Origin of the sequence: Thioalkalivibrio sp. ALRh (assembly GCF_000381425.1) — a bacterium.
GTDB lineage: Bacteria > Pseudomonadota > Gammaproteobacteria > Ectothiorhodospirales > Ectothiorhodospiraceae > Thioalkalivibrio.
On record NZ_KB906520.1, the window covers coordinates 82,314 to 98,268 of the forward strand.

A 15,955-nucleotide genomic window follows, 5' to 3' on the forward strand; every position below is an offset into this window, starting at 1 on the left:
GACACCGCGCACCGAGTGGGCGATCCACGATCACCCGGGGCCGGGCGGAACCCCGGCCAGGGAGGACTCAGAGGGGTGGGCGAAGATCCGGTGCCGCAGGGATACCGGGGCCCATGGCGACGGGAAGGGGGGCGAAAACGGGCGCGGCCGCCGTGACCGGCGTGCCGGCGGGTGAAGGCAAACCCGAGACCCCGCAGGCGCCACAGACCGCACAGGGCATCTCGCAGGCCGAAGGCGCAGCCTGGATCACAAGGTCCGGCGAAAGGTCCGATGACATGGGGTCTGCAGGTGATCCCGCTCCATGATCCAGGCAGTGGTCCGCCGCGGTCATGCCGCCCGCGGCGCCACCGTGCATCATCCCCGCACCGGCGATCGGCGCCAGCAACAGGGCGGCGACGATCAGTAGATTCAGCAGATGGCGCGAGGCTCGTGACACGGGCTGGTCTCGAAAAGGTATTCTGCCTGCAAGTCTAGCAGCCGGTCCGGCGTTCGGCGTGACACAGATCAAGCCGCCCGTTCATCGCCCAGAGCGCTACAGCACAGGCGCCAGCAGATAGGCGGCCCGCGCGGCCACGCGGCGCCACAGCGGCAGGTCGTCCACGTCCTGCCGGGTCATCTCGCGCGAGCGGGCGAAGTCGGCCTCGAACATGCGCGCCGTCTCGCGGGCAAATCCCGGATCCAGCACCAGCGCGGTGACCTCGAAGTTCAGCCGAAACGAGCGGTTGTCCAGGTTCACGGTCCCCACCGCCGCACCCATGTCGTCCACCACGAAGGCCTTGCCGTGCAGGAAGCCCTCCTGATAGCGGTAGACGCGCACGCCGGCATCCAGTAGCGGGCCCAGGAAGGCGTAGGCCGCATGCGTGGTCAGCGGGTTGTCGGTGACCTCGGGGATCAGCACGCGCACGTCGACGCCACTGAGTGCCGCCAGCTTGAGCATGCCCTGCACGCCCTCGTCGGGCACGAAGTACGGGCTGGCGATCCAGATGCGCCGCTCGGCCGAATGGATCGCCTGCTGCATCATCAGGCTGGCGGTCTCGAACTCGTCGGCCGGTCCTGAGGGCAGGATCAGCACCGGGACGCCATCGTCCGCCATGGTCGCCGGCTGCCAGTCCAGCTCCGGGATCTCTTCGGTGGCCCAGTGCCAGTCCTCCAGGAACACCGACTGCAGGGCCAGGGCGGACGGCCCCTCGATGCGCAGGTGGGTGTCGCGCCAGGGGCCGATCTTCGGGTCCCGCCCGAGGTACTCGTCCCCCACGTTCAGTCCGCCGACCCAGCCCTGTTCGCCATCGGCCACCACGATCTTGCGGTGATTGCGGAAGTTCAGCTGGAAGCGATTGCCGCGCCCGCGGGTCGAGTGAAAGTGCTGCACATGCACCCCCGCCTCGCGCAGGGTGTCCAGATAGCTGCCGGGCAGGCGGTAGCTGCCGATCTCGTCGTAGAGAAAATAGACCTCGACCCCGTCCTGCGCCCGCTCCACCAGCCGCCGCTTGAGTTCGCGCCCGATCGCGTCGTCGCGCACGATATAGAACTGCACCAGCAGGTAGCGCTCGGCCTGCTCGATCCCCTCGAAGATACTGTCGAAGGTCGCCTCGCCATCCACCAGCAGCTCGACCTCGTTGCCGTGCAGAAACGGCCAGCGGGCGAGTTGCTGCACCCCGTCCAGGTGCTTGCTCGGCTCTTGTGCGATGTACTGGTGCGACCACAGCTCCTCGGTCTTCGGCTGCAGGGCCCGCGCCAGACTGGAATCCTCGTCGCGGCGCGAGACCACATAGCCGCGAAACTCGCTGGCGCCGAACACCCAGTAGGCCGGCACGGCCACATAGGGGACGGTGTTCAGTGACACGATCCAGGCCACCGCGCCCTGCGGCGTCCGCGTGGACATCAGCGCATCCAGCGACGACAGGAATCCCAGCAGGTGAAACCCGATGACAACGGTCAGCAGGATCCGCCAGCGCGGACGCCGGCGCGGCTTCGGATGGGGATCACCGGACTCGGGTCTGGACATATCCGTACGGTCGACCCGGGAGCCGCGTCAGAGCGCGTCGAGCCCGCGGGCCAGGTCGCGCTGGATGTCGGCGACCGCCTCCAGCCCCACGGCGACCCGCACCAGAGCCTCGGTAATGCCCTGGGCCTCCCGCTTGTCCGGGTCCACACGACCGTGGGTAGTGGTGGCCGGGTGGGTGATGGTGGTCTTGGCATCGCCCAGGTTCGCGGTGATCGACAGGAATTTCGTTGCGTCGATCACCGACCAGGCGGCCTCGCGCCCGTCGGCGACCTCGAAGCTCAGCACGCCGCCGAAGCCGCTTTGCTGGCGCTTGGCGATCGCATGCTGCGGGTGGGATTCGAGCCCCGGGTAATACACGGCGGTGATCTTCGGGTGGGCTTGCAGCCACTGCGCCAGGGCCAGGGCGTTGTCGCTGTGGGCGCGCATGCGCAGGGCCAGGGTCTCCAGCCCCTTCAGGAACACCCAGGCGTTGAACGGCGACAGGGTCGGCCCGGCGGTGCGCAGGAAGCCGTAGACGTCCTTGCCCACGCGCTCGGCATCGCCGACCACCGCGCCGCCCAGGCAGCGCCCCTGGCCGTCGAGGAACTTGGTCGCCGAGTGGATGATGATGTCGGCGCCCAGATCCAGCGGGCGCTGCAGGATCGGCGTGCAGAAGCAGTTGTCCACCGCGAGCAGCGCGTCGTGCCGATGCGCGATCTCCGCCAGCGCGGCAATGTCCACCACCTCGCCCAGCGGGTTGGACGGCGTCTCGCAGAAATACAGCCGGGTATTGGGCTGCGTGGCGGCCTCCCAGGCCTCGAGGTTCGACAGCTCGACGTAGGTCACCTCGACACCGAAACGGCCGAGGTAGTTGTTGAAAAGCACCGTGGTCGTGCCGAACACCGAACGCGAGCAGACCACGTGATCGCCGGCCTTCAGCAGGCCCATCATGGTCGCCAGGATCGCGGACATACCGGAGGCGGTGGCCACACAGGCCTCGCCCCCCTCCAGCGCGGCCAGGCGGTCCTGGAAGGTACGCACGGTCGGGTTGGTGAAGCGCGAGTAGATATTGCCGGGCGACTCCCCGCCGAAGCGCGCGGCGGCCTCCGCGGCCGAACCGAACACGAAGCTGGAGGTCGGGAAGATCGCCTCGGAGTGCTCGCCCTCGGGCGTACGCCGGTAGCCGTGCCGGATGGCTACAGTCTGCGGGTCGTAATCAGCGGGGTCGAAGTCGGTCATCGCGGCATCCTTGAATGCGGAATGCCACAGTGTATCAGCGCGCCGGCTGCAGCCGGTCGGCCACACGCGTCAGCAGCTCGTAGCTGATCGTCCCCGCCGCACGCGCCACGCGTTCCACGGGAAGGCCTTCGCCCCACAGGGTCACCGGGTCCCCGACCTGCGCATCGGGCACCCCGGAGAGATCCACCGCCAGCATGTCCATGGACACGCGCCCGATCAGCGGGCAAAGCGCCCCCTTCACCAGCACTGGTGTGCCCGACGGGGCATGGCGCGGGTATCCGTCGGCATACCCCATCGCGACGATCCCGGCCCGGCCCGGCACATCGGCAGCCCAGGTCGCCCCATAACCGACGGTACTGCCGGATTCGAGCGGCTGGGTGGCGATGATCGGGGCCTGCACGGTCATCGCCGGGCGCAGGTCGCTGTCCGGAGCCTCCGGGAGGTGCTCGGTGGGTACCGAGGCCGGATGCGCGCCGTAGAGCATGATACCGGGCCGGCCCCAGTATTCACCGGGGGCATCGGACGTCCCGCCCCGACCCCAGCCGGCAAACAGGGCCGCCGAATTGGCCACGCTGCGGCGTCCCGAAAATTCCGCCACCGTCGTCGCGAAACGGTCCAGCTGGCGGGCATTTTGTGGATGCTCCGGCTCGTCGGCACAGGCCATGTGGGTCATCCAGTGCAACCCGCCCTGCCCGTGGCCGGTAACCTGCAGTCGCCTGGCGACCGAGGCCGCCTCCGCCGGCACGAAACCCAGCCGGTTCATCCCGGTATTCAGTTTGATCCAGACGATGGGAAGCGTGACTCGGGCGGTCTCGAGATGGTCGAGTTGTGCCGCGTCGTGCAGCACGGGCTGCAGATCGAATTCGGTGCAGGCATGCACCTCGGAGGGATCGCGCGGACCCTGCAGCACCAGCAACGCGCCGTCGAAGCCGGCATCGCGCAGTGCCCGCGCCTCACCGACCTGGGAGACGGCCAGCCCGTCGCTTTCGCTGGCGAGTGCCTCGGCCGCCCACAGCAGTCCGTGGCCGTAGCCTTCCGCCTTTATCACCGACCACATGGGGACACCGGGTGCGAGGCCTCGCGCCACGGCCAGGTTGTGCCGCAGGGCCTCGGGGTGGAGCTGGATGCTGGCCGCGCGCCTCACGCGCCGCCTCGGGCCAGGGATCGAGAAGCATTGGGCGCCAACGCAAGTGTGTACATGGCTGGGTGTCCCCCTACTGCTCCATCCCGCCGTAGACGTCGGGGGCGTAGTTCTCGAAGCGAGTGAACTGCCCGCGGAAGGTCAGGCGCACGGTACCGATGGGGCCATTACGCTGCTTGGCGATAATGATCTCGGCCGTGCCCTTGTCCGGGGACTCCTCGTTATAGACCTCGTCGCGGTAGACGAAGGCAATAATGTCGGCGTCCTGCTCGATGGCCCCGGACTCGCGCAGGTCGGACATCACCGGGCGCTTGTTCGGGCGCTGTTCCAGCGAGCGGTTGAGCTGTGACAGCGCGATCATCGGCACGCTCAGCTCCTTCGCCAGGGCCTTCAGCGACCGCGAGATGTCCGAGATTTCATTCGCGCGATTCTCGCTGCTGCCGGGCGACTGCATCAGCTGCAGGTAGTCGACCACAATCAGCTTGAGCCCCTTGTGCTCGCGCATCAGCCGGCGCGTACGGGCGCGCAGTTCGGTAGGTGACAGCGCCGGGGTGTCGTCGATAAACAGCGGCGCCTCGGAGAGCATCTGCACGGCACTGGTCAGTCGCGGCCAGTCGCCGTCCTCCAGGCGCCCGGAGCGCAGCTTCTGCTGGTTGATCCGGCCCATGGACGACAACAGACGCATCGCCAGCTGCTCGCCGGGCATCTCCATGGAGAAGATCGCCACCGGTTCGGCGTTCTTCATCGCCACATACTCGGCGATGTTCATGGCAAACGAGGTCTTGCCCATCGAGGGTCGACCGGCGACGATCACCAGATCGCCGGGGTTCAGCCCCGACGTCAGGGCATCCAGGTCCTGATACCCCGTCGCCACGCCGGTGATCGGGTTCTGCGTCTCGTAGAGGTACTCGATCTGCTCGACCGCGGCGGTCAGCAGCGGCTTCATGCCGCGGAAACCCCGGGCTCCGCGCGCACCCTGCTCGGCGATGCGGAACACCTTCTGCTCGGCCTGGTCCAGCAGCTCCTTGGATTCCCGACCCTCGGGCACAAAGGCCGAGTCGGCGATCTCGGTGCCCACCGAGATCAGGGAACGCAGGATGGACCGCTCGCGAACGATATCCGCGTAGGCCACGATGTTCGCGGCACTGGGGGTTTCGGCCGCCAGACGGCCCAGATAGGCCATGCCGCCCGCGTCTTCCAGCTCGGAGCTGCGCTCGAGCTGCTCCGACACGGTCACCATGTCGAACGGGGCGTTGCGTTCGGCCAGCGCGGCCACCGCCCGGAAGATCAGGCGGTGGTCGTGGCGATAGAAGTCTTCATCGGTAATGCGGTCCGCCACCCGATCCCAGGCGGCGTTATCCAGCATCAGCCCCCCGAGGACCGACTGCTCGGCCTCCTCGGAGTGCGGGGGGATGCGCGGATTCGGCGTCATTGGCCGGTTCATGCCCGAGGGCACCGTGTGAACCGGCCAGCCTGCCGGGCGTCAGCGACCTGCGGCCACTCTCCCGACATGCGGAGGATCACTCCTCGCCGATGACCACGACGTGAATGTCGACATCCACGTCCGTATGCAGATGCAGTCCGACCTCGAACTCACCCGTAGTACGCAGCGGTCCTTCCGGCATGCGCACTTCCTTCTTCTCCACCTCGGTGCCCTTGGCAGTCAGCGCATCGGCGATATCGGCGGGCCCGATGGAGCCGAACAGCTTGCCTTCGCCACCGGACTTGGCGGTGATTTCCAGCACGGTGCCTTCCAGCTGTGCCTTGCGCGCCTCGGCGGCGGCCAGCGCTTCGGCGGCGGCCTTTTCCAGCTCGGCACGGCGGGCCTCGAACTCGGCGATGTTCTCCGCGGTGGCGAACTTGGCCTTGCCCTGCGGCAGCAGGTAGTTGCGGGCGAAGCCGGAGCGCACGGTCACGCGGTCACCCAGACCACCCAGGTTATCGATCTTTTCCAGCAGAATGACTTCCATCTTCGGTATTCCTGTAACGTTGGGTCAGCCCCAAAAACGAGGCATTCTACACCGGTCGCCGACCGGTCTCACGAATTGTTGTCACCGTCCGGTCCGTCACCCGGACCCTTTCGCCCGCCCAGCGCGCCAAGACGCGAGCGGATGTCCGCCCAGGCATCGATCACCCCGATCGTCGCCAGCAGCAGGAACATCTGCGGCAGGGCCAGCGCCATCAGCACGTACATGCCCACCAGCCAGAAGCTGCTCATGCCCTGGTGATGCGTCAGTGCATGCACCAGTGCAATGCCCTGGAGGAAGAACAGCACCCCAAGGATGAACGCCAGCTCGGTGGCCAGCGGCACCGGGCCGAGATGCCCGACCAGCCCCAGCGCGACGGTCACGCCGCTCATGGCGCGACCGAACTGCAGCGCGCGGAACTCCTCGCCAAACGCCCCCGGGTTATACAGAAGCGCCTGCCAATAGCGGCCGATCAGCAGACTCAGCGTCAGACTCAGCAGCACGATCCCGGCAAAAAGCCCCGTCAGGTAGGGCGCCGCACGGCGCAGCGCGGCCTCCAGCTCCTGCGCCCCGGTATCCGTACCCTCGACCAGCGGTCCCAGCAGGGCCATGCCCGCCTCGGACCAGGCCGTCTGCAGATCCGGTACCAGGGCATGTACTGCCAGTACGCCAAGCCCGGCGACCATCGCGCCGGCCTTCAGCGTCATGCGCCAGGACACCGTACGGCGCAGGACCTCGGCCAGTAGGACCACGGGTGCCCATTGCACAAACCCCGCGGCCACACCCGCCATCGGCGGGGCCTCCGGGATCAGCACGAACATCGCAGCTCCGAGCACCAGCGCCGACAACGCGGCGACGAGCAGGGCCTGCCCCAGACCGACACGCAGGCCGACCAGTGCGATCAGGGCACTGCTGACGATCGCGATCGGCGGCAGGAAGAGCCCCGCAACGCCAAAGCCGGAGACCGCGCCCACGGCGCGGCCCCGGCTTTTCATCACGAATTCGGCCAGTACACGCATGGCCGTGCGTCCGGGCGAACCGGAGCGCGGATCAGTGGTTGTCGCTGTACGGCAGCAGCGCGAGGTAGCGCGCGCGCTTCACGGCCGTGGCCAGCTGGCGCTGATACTTCGCGCTGGTGCCGGTCACGCGGCTGGGCACAATCTTGCCGGTCTCGGTTACAAAACCTTTCAGCAGGTTCAGGTCCTTGTAATCGATGTACTCGATGCCTTCGGCGGTGAACTTGCAGTACTTGCGACGACGCGGAAAACGGGCCATGTCAGATCTCCTTCAAAAATTCGGTCAACGGACGGGCGGGACTTACTCGGCGGAGGCCGAGTCGTCAGAGGCGGCCTGGCCACCTTCGTCGTCACGCTCGCGGCGACGGCCCTTGGCACCTTCCTCTTCCTGGCCCTTGGCCAGCGGGGAGGTTTCGGTGACGGCCTCTTCCATGCGCATGGCCAGGTGGCGCAGCACGGCATCGTTGAACCGGAAGGCACTGACCAGTTCTTCCAGCGCCTCTTCCGAGGCCTCGATGTTCATCAGCACGTAGTGGGCCTTGACCAGCTTCTGGATCGGGTAGGCCAGCTGACGACGGCCCCAGTCTTCCAGGCGGTGGATCTTGCCCTCGTGACCTTCGACCAGGCCCTTGTAGCGCTCGATCATCGCCGGGACCTGCTCGCTCTGGTCCGGGTGGACCAGGAACACAACTTCGTAATGACGCATTGTTCGACTCCTTGCGGGTATCAGCCTCCCGACGCAGCGGTGAGGCAAGGATTCCGCCCGCCGGAAAACCGGCAGACGGAAAGGCGCGATACCTTAAACGAACTGGGCCCCGGCAACAAGCCCGACGGCCCTCGGCAGCGCCGTCGCGCCGAGCCGGGTGACGATGTCAGTCCTCGTCCACCGGCCACTCGTCGTCCGGGATGATCCCGTCGTCACGCTGTTCGTGCCGCACCCAGGCGACGATATCCGCCACATCCTGATGATCCAGCCCGGGAACCGGCGGCATGTCGCCGTATTCCCAGTGATGCGCGACCACCCCGCGCTCGACCGCGATAAAGAAGGTGATATCGGCATGATGCGACGGCTCGTAGATCCGGTGGATCAGCGCCGGCCCTTGCTCGGTACCGCGGGCATCGGCACCATGACACTCTGCGCAGCTCTGCGCGAAGCGCTCCCGACCCACCTGCGGATCGCCATACAGCTCGATATTGGCCAGCCCCTGGATCGGATACGGCGCGCGCTCCTTCGCTGCCTCCGGGGCCTCGTCGCCACACCCGGTCAGCAGACCGGCAAGGGCCAGCGTGACCACCGGTGCCCCGACCGACTTAATGCGCATGCCCATGATGGCCCCCGCTGTGCTGATCATGGTCGTCGTGCCCGTCAGGCGCGTGATGACCATCGTGGTCATCCGAGGGGGCGTCGTCGACATCGGCCAGCTCGTAGCGGATGTAATTGACCACGTGCCAGATCTCGTCGTCGTCCAGCACACCGGCAAAGGCGGGCATCTCGCCCGAGCCCTCGCGAATCACCCAGTGGTATTCGCCTGCGGTGTGTCCCCCGGCGTGTTCCCGTAGATCGGCTGGACGCGACTCCAGCGCACGCGCCTGCGGGCCGTCACCGGCGCCGGCCTCCCCGTGGCAGGCCAGGCACTGGGCCCTGTAGGCCTCCCGCCCCATGCGTATGGATGAATCGTCCGCCGCGTGGGGGTTGTCCCGCTCGGCTGCGTCGGAAGGCGCTTCCCAGCGATGCTCGTGCGCGTCGTGGTCGTGCATGTGGTCATCGTGCGCGTGATGGTCATGGCCGTGGTGGTCACCCTGGCCGGAATGGTCATGGTGATCGTGGGTCGGCTCGCCATGATGGTGGTCGTGGGCCTCGCTCGCCGCGAGTGGCGCAGCCAGGGTCAGGCTCATGGCCAGCAGGGTGCTGACCGGAAAAACGGTTGCAAAAGACATCTGGATTCCTCGCTGTCGCAATCATCAAAACGGACACGGCCAGGCCGCATCCAAGACAGGGGAATCAGGATCTAGGTGGCGGGCTCGGGGGTGCGGCGGATGACCGGGCCGGCCGCAACAGCGATTCGGCGGGTACCCGGGCCAGTTGCGGCGTGAGCGAGACAACCGTCGCCAGCGGGGCCATGCAACAGCCACCGTGGCTGGAACACTCATGTTCGGCGTGATGATCGCAGTGCGCACCATCGCAGTGCATGGCGGCGTCCATCTCCACGGGCTCGATGTGCATGGTCGCCATGTCGGCCGCATGCACGGTTTGCGCCATCACCAGCAGGGGCAACAGCAGCAACAGCCAGAGGAACGGTCGAGGATGCACGCGCATGTACCGAGTGTATCAGGGCCGGCGCCGTCAGGATTGGCGCTGGCGCCGGACCTCGAACAGTGTGATCCCGGTCGCCACGGAGACGTTCAGGCTCTCCACCGTGCCCCGCATCGGGATTTTCGCGAGATGATCACAGGCCTCGCGGGTCAGGCGTCGCATGCCCTCGCCCTCGGCCCCCATCACGATCGCGGTCGGCGGCCGCAGATCCACCGCATAGAGGTCCTCGCGCGCGGCACCGTCCAGACCCACGGTCCACATGCCAGCATCCTTCAATGCCGCCAGGGTCCGCGCGAGGTTGCCGACCGCGACCACCGGCACGGTTTCCGCCGCGCCCGAGGCGACCTTGATCGCCGCCGGCGTGAGCGCCGCGCTGTGGTGTCGGGGTGTCACGATGGCACCGGCGCCGGCCGCGTCCGCGGTGCGCAGGCAGGCGCCCAGGTTGTGCGGATCGGTGACCCCGTCCAGCACCAGCACGAGGTCCAGCCCATCCTGTACCCGCCGGACCAGGGTCTTTTCGTCCACTACCGGGCGCGGGGCGCAATGCACGATCACGCCCTGATGCTGGAAGCCGGGATGGTGCTGGTCGAGCTTGTCGCGCCCCGCCCGCTCGATCGAGATCCCGCGCGCCTGGGCCTGCTCCAGCAAATGAGCCAGCGCGGGCTCTAGGGTGCCGCTCGCCAGCTGCAGCAGACGCACGCGCTCCGGGGCATGCTGCAACACGGCGGCGACCGCATGGATCCCGCCGAAGGACTCGCCGCGAGGCCCCTTGCCGCCCTTGCCCATCGCCTGGATTCTTAGGAGGCGCTGGACGAACGGCGCCGCCGACCACGACGACGCCGGCCGGACTTGCCGCCGGGCTCGCCATCGGCACCCGACGGCGTCTCTGAAGTGTCGACAGCCGGGGCCTCGGTCGGGGCCTCAGCAACAGACTCCGGCGACTTGCCACGACCGCGCCCACCGCGGCGGCGGCGCTTCTTCTTCGGCGGGCCGTCGTCCTGGGCCTGCTCGGGCGCGGCCTCCGGTGCCGGCTGCACGGCCTCGGCGTCCTTGCGCTTGCGACCACGGCCGCCCTTCTTCTTTGGCGCGGCCTCGACTTTGGACTCTTCGGCCAGAGCCAGATCGATCTTGCGATCGTCCAGGCTGACGCGCACGACCTGCACGCGCAACTCATCGCCAATACGGAATACGCGACCGCCGCGTTCGCCGGTCAACGTGTGGCGCGACGGCTCGAAGTGATAGAAGTCGTTATCGAGGGCGGTCACGTGCACCAGGCCCTCGATGTAGACGTCCTTGATCTCGACGAACAGACCGAACCCGGTCACCCCGGAGACGACGCCGTCAAAGGTGTCGCCGACCTTGTCCTGCATGTATTCGGCCTTGAGCCAGGCGACCGCGTCGCGCGTGGCATCATCCGCACGGCGTTCAGCCATGGAGCAGTGCTCGCCGAGCGATTCCATGTCGTTGTGCGAATACGGGAAGGCCTTGTTGCTGCCCTTGCGCAGCACATGGCGAATCCCGCGATGCACCAGCAGATCCGGGTAGCGCCGGATCGGCGAGGTGAAGTGGGCGTAGTCATCCAGCGCCAGCCCGAAGTGGCCGTCCAGTTCGGGCGCGTACACCGCCTGGCTCAGCGAGCGCAGCAGCACGGTCTGGATCAGCTGCTGGTCGGGACGCTTCTTCGCCGCCTTCAGGACCTCGGTGTAGTCGCGGGGGCTCGGCTCGCTGCCCCCGCCGAGCGCCAGACCCACCCCATTGAGGAAGTCACGCAGGTCGTCGACCTTGTCCGTCGGCGGCTGGTCATGGATACGGTAGAGCGCCGGCACCTTGTGCTTCTTGAGAAAGCGCGCGGCCGCCACGTTGGCCATGATCATGCATTCCTCGACCATGCGATGCGCGTCGTTGCGCTCGGTCGGCACGATCTGCTCGATCTTGCGATCCTCGCCGAACAGGATCTTGGTCTCGGTGGTATCGAAGTCGATCGCCCCGCGGCGGTTGCGCGCGGCGTGCAGCGCCTTGAAGACCTCGTGCAGGACCTCCAGGTGGGGCATCACATGCCCATTCTGCTCGCGCAGCTGCTCGTCGCCATCGAGCATCGCGGCGACGTCCTCGTAGATCAGGCGCGCATGCGAGCGGATCAGCCCCTCGTGGAAGCGATAGTTCTTCAGGGCACCGCGAGCACCGATCTCCATCTCGCAGACCATGCTCAAGCGATCGACCTTCGGGTTCAGCGAGCAGAGCCCGTTGGACAGGACCTCCGGCAGCATCGGGATCACGTTGTTCGGGAAATACACCGAGGTCCCGCGCGTACGTGCCTCGCGGTCCAGCGCCGCATCCCGCTCGACGTAGTGCGACACGTCCGCGATGGCCACCCACAGGCGCCAGCCCTTGCCGTCGCGCTCGCAGTACAGCGCGTCATCAAAGTCCCGCGCGTCGTCGCCATCGATAGTCACAAATGGCTGCTCGCGCAGGTCCAGGCGGCCCTTCTTGGCCTTCTCGTTGACCTCGGCCCCCAGCTCATCGGCTGCGGCAGCGACCTCCTCTGGCCACTCGTGCGGCAGACTGTGCGCACGGATCGCGATATCGATCTCCATGCCGGGCGCCATGTGTTCGCCCAGCACCTCGATGACGTCCCCGCGCAGGCGTGCCGTGCGCGACGCGGACTCGCGGATACGCACGACCACGATCTGGTCGTCTTCGGCCTCGCCCAGACCATCGGGCGGCACCAGGATGTCGTGCGTGATGCGCTTGTTGTCCGGGGTCAGGATGCCCACCCCGTCCTCGATGCGCAGGCGCCCGACCACCTGGGTCGTGTTGTGTTCGAGGACCTCGACGATGCCGCCCTCGCGGCGACCGCGACGATCCACGCCCATGACCCGCGCCAGCACGCGGTCACCATGGAACACACCGCGCATCTGGCGCGGCGAGAGAAACAGATCGTCGTCCTGTTCATCCGGCACCAGAAAACCGAAGCCGTCCGGGTGGCCGATCACGCGACCGCGAATCAGGTCTTCCTGGTTGACCGGGAGATAGGCGCCGCGCCGGTTGCAAAGGGCCTGCCCGTCGCGCTCCATCGCCTTCAGGCGACGGCGCAGGGCCTCGAGACGGTCGTCGTCGACGATCTCCAGCCGCTCGGCGATCTCGTCGTAGGACAGGGGGTTGTCGGCTTCCTGCAGGAGCCCGAGGATGAACTCGCGGCTGGGGATGGGATTGTCGTACTTCTGCGCCTCGCGCTCGAAATTGGGATCGGCCGGCGCCTTGCTTCTTTTTCTTGGCATTCAAACAACTCGTTGGATGATTCGGTGGCCGCCAGCGGAAGGCTGGCAACGCAAGCGCCCTATTATGCGGCAAGTAAAGATTTGCTGCCGGAAGCGCCGAGGGACGCGCGAACCCAGCCTCACGTCCGCGCCCATGGCACAGGACATTCTTGCGGGCGTTGACAGGCTTTTGGCCGCGCACTATATTGCGCGCTCCTGAAGCGCAGGACCCGGTCTCGAACCGGCGATCCGACCTCGTGCCGAGGTGGCGGAATTGGTAGACGCGCTAGCTTCAGGTGCTAGTGAGCGAAAGCTCGTGGAGGTTCAAGTCCTCTCCTCGGCACCATTTCTCTGCTTCCCGATCCCCCGAGACGAAAATACCCGCCCCGTTCTCCGCACGGATCTCCGTGTAGCGGTGGAACTATGTCTGTCCGCGCGTACGGCACGGGCCTGGCCCGCACCGCACGTCCAAGCGATATCCCAAACGCGCCTGGATCAGCAATCGAACGGGTCGCGCAGCACAAGCGTCTCGTCGCGATCCGGCCCGGTGGAGATCATGTCGATCGGGACACCCACCACCTCGGACAGGCGCTCCAGATAGGCTCGCGCCGCGGCCGGCAGCTTTTCGTATTCGCGAATCCCCACGGTGGATTCCTGCCACCCCGGCATCTCCTCGTAGATCGGCTTGCAGGCCGCATAGGCCTCGGCTCCGGACGGCGGTACCTCGTGGCGTTTGCCGCCACAGTCATAGCCGACACAGATCTGCACGCTCTCCAGCCCGTCCAGCACATCCAGCTTGGTCATGCACAGGCCGCTGATGCTGTTAATCGCGACCGCGCGCTTGAGCGCGACCGCATCGAACCAGCCACAGCGCCGTGCGCGCCCAGTGGTGGAACCGAATTCGTTGCCGCGGGTGGCCAGGTGCTCGCCCATGTTATCGAACAGCTCGGTCGGAAACGGGCCGGCCCCGACACGGGTGGTGTAGGCCTTGGTGATCCCCAGCACGTAGTCGATATCGCGCGGACCGACACCGGAGCCCGTCGAGGCGCCCCCGGCGGTGGTATTGGACGAGGTGACGAACGGGTAGGTCCCGTGGTCGATGTCCAGCAGGGTGCCCTGTGCCCCCTCGAACATCACGTCCCGGCCCTGGGCCCGCAACTCGTGCAGTCGCCCGGCGACATCCGCGACCATCGGCTGCAGGCGCTCGGCGTGCGCCAGGCACTGTTCCAGCACCTCCTGCTGGTCGATCGTGGGGGCCTTGAAATAATGCTTCAATGCGAAGTTGTGGTAGTCCATCACCTCGCCCAGCTTGGCGGCCAGACGCTCGCGGTGGAACAGGTCGTCCAGGCGCAGGCCACGACGCGCGACCTTGTCCTCGTAGGCGGGGCCGATCCCGCGCCCGGTGGTCCCGATCGCAGCCTTGCCGCGCGCCTTCTCGCGCGCATGGTCCAGCGCCACGTGATAGGGCAGGATCAACTGGCAGGCGTCCGACAGCCGCAGGCGGTCGGCAACCGGCACGCCCTTGGCCTCGAGCTCTTCCATCTCGGTAATCAGCGCCTCGGGCGAAAGCACCACCCCGTTGCCGATCATGCATTCCACGCCTTCGCGCAGGATCCCCGACGGGATCAGGTGCAGCACGGTCTTCTCGCCATCAATCACCAGGGTATGCCCGGCATTGTGCCCACCCTGAAAACGGACAACAGCGGCTGCGTCCTCGGTCAGGCGGTCGACGATCTTGCCCTTGCCCTCGTCACCCCACTGACTGCCCAGTACGACTACGAAACGTCCCATCGGCTCAGTACTCCACTACCGTCCAGGCCCCGTCGCGCAGCTCCAGGCGCGCATCGGCGGGGGGTTCATTGGTTTGCCCTTCCAGATCGCGCACCACGCGATTACCGCGCGCACGCAGGTCGGCGATTGCGGCCTCCATGGCCACGTCACCCGAGGCCGGCGCGCGCACCGTACGACGCGGCACCGGCGGCGCCACCTCGGCACGGCGCAGCAACTCGCGCAGATCGGTACTGAAGCCGGTCGCGGCGCGCGCCCGGCCAAAGACGCGACCAATATCGTTGTAGCGCCCGCCGCGTGCAATTGCCTGCCCGGAGCCTGGCACGAACACCGCGAACACCAGGCCCGTGTGATAGGCATAGCCGCGTAACTCGCCGAGATCAACGTGGAGGTCCACGTTCGGCTGTGTCGCCTCCAGACGTTCCGCCACCGCCTGCAGGTGATCCAGGGCCGCCTCGACCTCGGCCGGCGCACCGGCCAGGGCCTCACGCGCCGCGGCAATGACACCGGCGTCACCATTGAGATCCACCAGAGCGCGCAACCGCCGGCAGACAGCCGCATCCATGCCTTCCGTCTCCCACGCCTCGAGGGTCCCCTCGATCTCGGGGACGCTTTTGCGCTGCAACTGGTCGAAGAAGGCCTCTTCGCGCGCGTTGTCCAGACCGGCCTCGCGCGCCAGCGCGCGATAGATACCGACATGACCCAGATCCATGCTGGGCTGATAGACCCCGCAAACCTCCAGTGTGGCGAGCATCAGGCGGATGATCTCAAGGTCGGAATCCAGACCATCATGGCCGAACAACTCGGCCCCGGCCTGCAGGGGACTGCGCGATCCGGACCACTCGTCCGCACGCGTACGCAGCGTACTGCCGACATAACAGAGGCGGTTGGGGCCTTCGACCTTCAGGCGATGGGCGTCGATGCGTGCCACCTGTGGGGTCAGGTCCGCGCGCACCCCCATCAGCCGACCGTTCATCTGGTCGGTCAGCTTGAAGGTCTGCAAATCCAGCGCATGGCCCGCGCCCACCAGCAAGGACTCCAGGTATTCCGCCAGCGGCGGCATTACCAGGTCATAGCCCCAGGTATCAAACTGGTCCAGCACCCGACGGCGCAGTCCTTCCAGGCGCCGCGCGGCGTCCGGCAGCGCCTCGTCGAGGCCATCCGGCAGTAGCCAGCGGTTGATCTCGGTCATCTCGTCCCTGCCCTTGTCCTAGGGAAACACTGATCAATGTCCACGCTCGCACTCAAG

The 15,955-nt window shown here is 67.1% G+C and carries 16 protein-coding genes and 1 tRNA gene; 1 reads left to right on the forward strand and 16 read right to left on the reverse strand.

Going from position 1 to position 15,955, the window contains the following annotated elements:
- Positions 1 to 67: 67 nt before the first annotated feature.
- The 14 genes from F791_RS13820 to rnr form a co-directional block, all read right to left on the reverse strand.
- Positions 68 to 436 carry a hypothetical protein gene (locus F791_RS13820; protein ID WP_081601197.1) on the reverse strand — a complete coding sequence of 123 codons (369 nt, stop codon included), beginning with the start codon at positions 434 to 436 and terminating at the stop codon, positions 68 to 70.
- A gap of 96 nt (positions 437 to 532) precedes the next feature.
- The gene (gene cls / locus F791_RS0108190) at positions 533 to 2,005 is read right to left on the reverse strand and encodes a cardiolipin synthase (protein ID WP_019592443.1); all 1,473 of its coding nucleotides are present in this window, start codon (positions 2,003 to 2,005) and stop codon (positions 533 to 535) included.
- 27 nt (positions 2,006 to 2,032) lie between these two features.
- Positions 2,033 to 3,223: an O-succinylhomoserine sulfhydrylase gene (locus tag F791_RS0108195; RefSeq protein ID WP_026333013.1), complete on the reverse strand. Its 1,191-nt coding sequence runs from the start codon at positions 3,221 to 3,223 to the stop codon at positions 2,033 to 2,035.
- 34 nt (positions 3,224 to 3,257) lie between these two features.
- Positions 3,258 to 4,367 (reverse strand): alanine racemase, encoded by a 1,110-nt coding sequence (alr, locus tag F791_RS0108200; RefSeq protein ID WP_019592445.1) that lies wholly within the window; start codon positions 4,365 to 4,367, stop codon positions 3,258 to 3,260.
- Positions 4,368 to 4,437: 70 nt separating this feature from the next.
- Positions 4,438 to 5,796 carry a replicative DNA helicase gene (dnaB, locus tag F791_RS0108205; protein WP_018138102.1) on the reverse strand — a complete coding sequence of 453 codons (1,359 nt, stop codon included), beginning with the start codon at positions 5,794 to 5,796 and terminating at the stop codon, positions 4,438 to 4,440.
- An 88-nt stretch (positions 5,797 to 5,884) separates the two neighbouring features.
- On the reverse strand, positions 5,885 to 6,334 hold the full coding sequence (rplI, locus tag F791_RS0108210) for a 50S ribosomal protein L9 (RefSeq protein WP_018138101.1): 450 nt from the start codon (positions 6,332 to 6,334) through the stop codon (positions 5,885 to 5,887).
- A 68-nt stretch (positions 6,335 to 6,402) separates the two neighbouring features.
- The gene (locus F791_RS0108215) at positions 6,403 to 7,350 is read right to left on the reverse strand and encodes a hypothetical protein (RefSeq protein WP_018175450.1); all 948 of its coding nucleotides are present in this window, start codon (positions 7,348 to 7,350) and stop codon (positions 6,403 to 6,405) included.
- Positions 7,351 to 7,381: 31 nt separating this feature from the next.
- The gene (gene rpsR / locus F791_RS0108220; RefSeq protein ID WP_018138099.1) at positions 7,382 to 7,606 is read right to left on the reverse strand and encodes a 30S ribosomal protein S18; all 225 of its coding nucleotides are present in this window, start codon (positions 7,604 to 7,606) and stop codon (positions 7,382 to 7,384) included.
- 42 nt (positions 7,607 to 7,648) lie between these two features.
- The gene (gene rpsF, locus F791_RS0108225) at positions 7,649 to 8,053 is read right to left on the reverse strand and encodes a 30S ribosomal protein S6 (protein WP_012983301.1); all 405 of its coding nucleotides are present in this window, start codon (positions 8,051 to 8,053) and stop codon (positions 7,649 to 7,651) included.
- 166 nt (positions 8,054 to 8,219) lie between these two features.
- A complete protein-coding gene (locus tag F791_RS0108230; RefSeq protein WP_018994075.1) occupies positions 8,220 to 8,675 on the reverse strand; it encodes a cytochrome c in 456 nt (151 codons plus the stop codon).
- Positions 8,659 to 9,285 (reverse strand): cytochrome c, encoded by a 627-nt coding sequence (locus F791_RS0108235; RefSeq protein WP_026296448.1) that lies wholly within the window; start codon positions 9,283 to 9,285, stop codon positions 8,659 to 8,661. Before F791_RS0108235 ends, F791_RS0108230 begins: the two co-directional genes overlap by 17 nt.
- Before the next feature lie 64 nt (positions 9,286 to 9,349).
- Positions 9,350 to 9,664, reverse strand: coding sequence for a hypothetical protein (locus F791_RS0108240; RefSeq protein ID WP_018994773.1), 315 nt, complete (start codon positions 9,662 to 9,664; stop codon positions 9,350 to 9,352).
- A gap of 27 nt (positions 9,665 to 9,691) precedes the next feature.
- Positions 9,692 to 10,447, reverse strand: a complete 756-nt coding sequence (gene rlmB, locus F791_RS0108245; protein ID WP_018994772.1) for a 23S rRNA (guanosine(2251)-2'-O)-methyltransferase RlmB — start codon at positions 10,445 to 10,447, stop codon at positions 9,692 to 9,694.
- 11 nt (positions 10,448 to 10,458) lie between these two features.
- A complete protein-coding gene (gene rnr, locus F791_RS0108250; protein ID WP_018994771.1) occupies positions 10,459 to 12,939 on the reverse strand; it encodes a ribonuclease R in 2,481 nt (826 codons plus the stop codon).
- Between the two features lie 238 nt (positions 12,940 to 13,177).
- Between rnr and F791_RS0108255 the strand changes: the two genes are divergently transcribed.
- Positions 13,178 to 13,264 (forward strand) — tRNA-Leu (locus F791_RS0108255).
- Between the two features lie 149 nt (positions 13,265 to 13,413).
- On the opposite strand, the gene F791_RS0108260 is transcribed toward F791_RS0108255, so the two are convergent.
- Together F791_RS0108260 and F791_RS0108265 are read right to left on the reverse strand one after the other, a co-directional pair.
- Positions 13,414 to 14,709, reverse strand: coding sequence for an adenylosuccinate synthase (locus F791_RS0108260; protein WP_018138094.1), 1,296 nt, complete (start codon positions 14,707 to 14,709; stop codon positions 13,414 to 13,416).
- 4 nt (positions 14,710 to 14,713) lie between these two features.
- Entirely contained in the window at positions 14,714 to 15,898 is a 1,185-nt protein-coding gene (locus F791_RS0108265; RefSeq protein ID WP_018138093.1) for an ATP phosphoribosyltransferase regulatory subunit, read from the reverse strand.
- Positions 15,899 to 15,955 lie beyond the last annotated feature (57 nt).

Coding starts and splice junctions, on each gene's coding strand:
- rnr (WP_018994771.1), bottom strand. CDS start 12,939: ATGCCAAGAAAAAGAAGCAAGGCGCCGGCCGATCCCAATTTCGAGCGC.
- F791_RS0108230 (WP_018994075.1), bottom strand. CDS start 8,675: ATGGGCATGCGCATTAAGTCGGTCGGGGCACCGGTGGTCACGCTGGCC.
- F791_RS0108265 (WP_018138093.1), bottom strand. CDS start 15,898: ATGACCGAGATCAACCGCTGGCTACTGCCGGATGGCCTCGACGAGGCG.
- rlmB (WP_018994772.1), bottom strand. CDS start 10,447: ATGGGCAAGGGCGGCAAGGGGCCTCGCGGCGAGTCCTTCGGCGGGATC.
- rplI (WP_018138101.1), bottom strand. CDS start 6,334: ATGGAAGTCATTCTGCTGGAAAAGATCGATAACCTGGGTGGTCTGGGT.
- F791_RS0108195 (WP_026333013.1), bottom strand. CDS start 3,223: ATGACCGACTTCGACCCCGCTGATTACGACCCGCAGACTGTAGCCATC.
- cls (WP_019592443.1), bottom strand. CDS start 2,005: ATGTCCAGACCCGAGTCCGGTGATCCCCATCCGAAGCCGCGCCGGCGT.
- F791_RS0108240 (WP_018994773.1), bottom strand. CDS start 9,664: ATGCGCGTGCATCCTCGACCGTTCCTCTGGCTGTTGCTGCTGTTGCCC.
- dnaB (WP_018138102.1), bottom strand. CDS start 5,796: ATGACGCCGAATCCGCGCATCCCCCCGCACTCCGAGGAGGCCGAGCAG.
- rpsF (WP_012983301.1), bottom strand. CDS start 8,053: ATGCGTCATTACGAAGTTGTGTTCCTGGTCCACCCGGACCAGAGCGAG.
- F791_RS0108215 (WP_018175450.1), bottom strand. CDS start 7,350: ATGCGTGTACTGGCCGAATTCGTGATGAAAAGCCGGGGCCGCGCCGTG.
- F791_RS0108235 (WP_026296448.1), bottom strand. CDS start 9,285: ATGTCTTTTGCAACCGTTTTTCCGGTCAGCACCCTGCTGGCCATGAGC.
- rpsR (WP_018138099.1), bottom strand. CDS start 7,606: ATGGCCCGTTTTCCGCGTCGTCGCAAGTACTGCAAGTTCACCGCCGAA.
- F791_RS0108260 (WP_018138094.1), bottom strand. CDS start 14,709: ATGGGACGTTTCGTAGTCGTACTGGGCAGTCAGTGGGGTGACGAGGGC.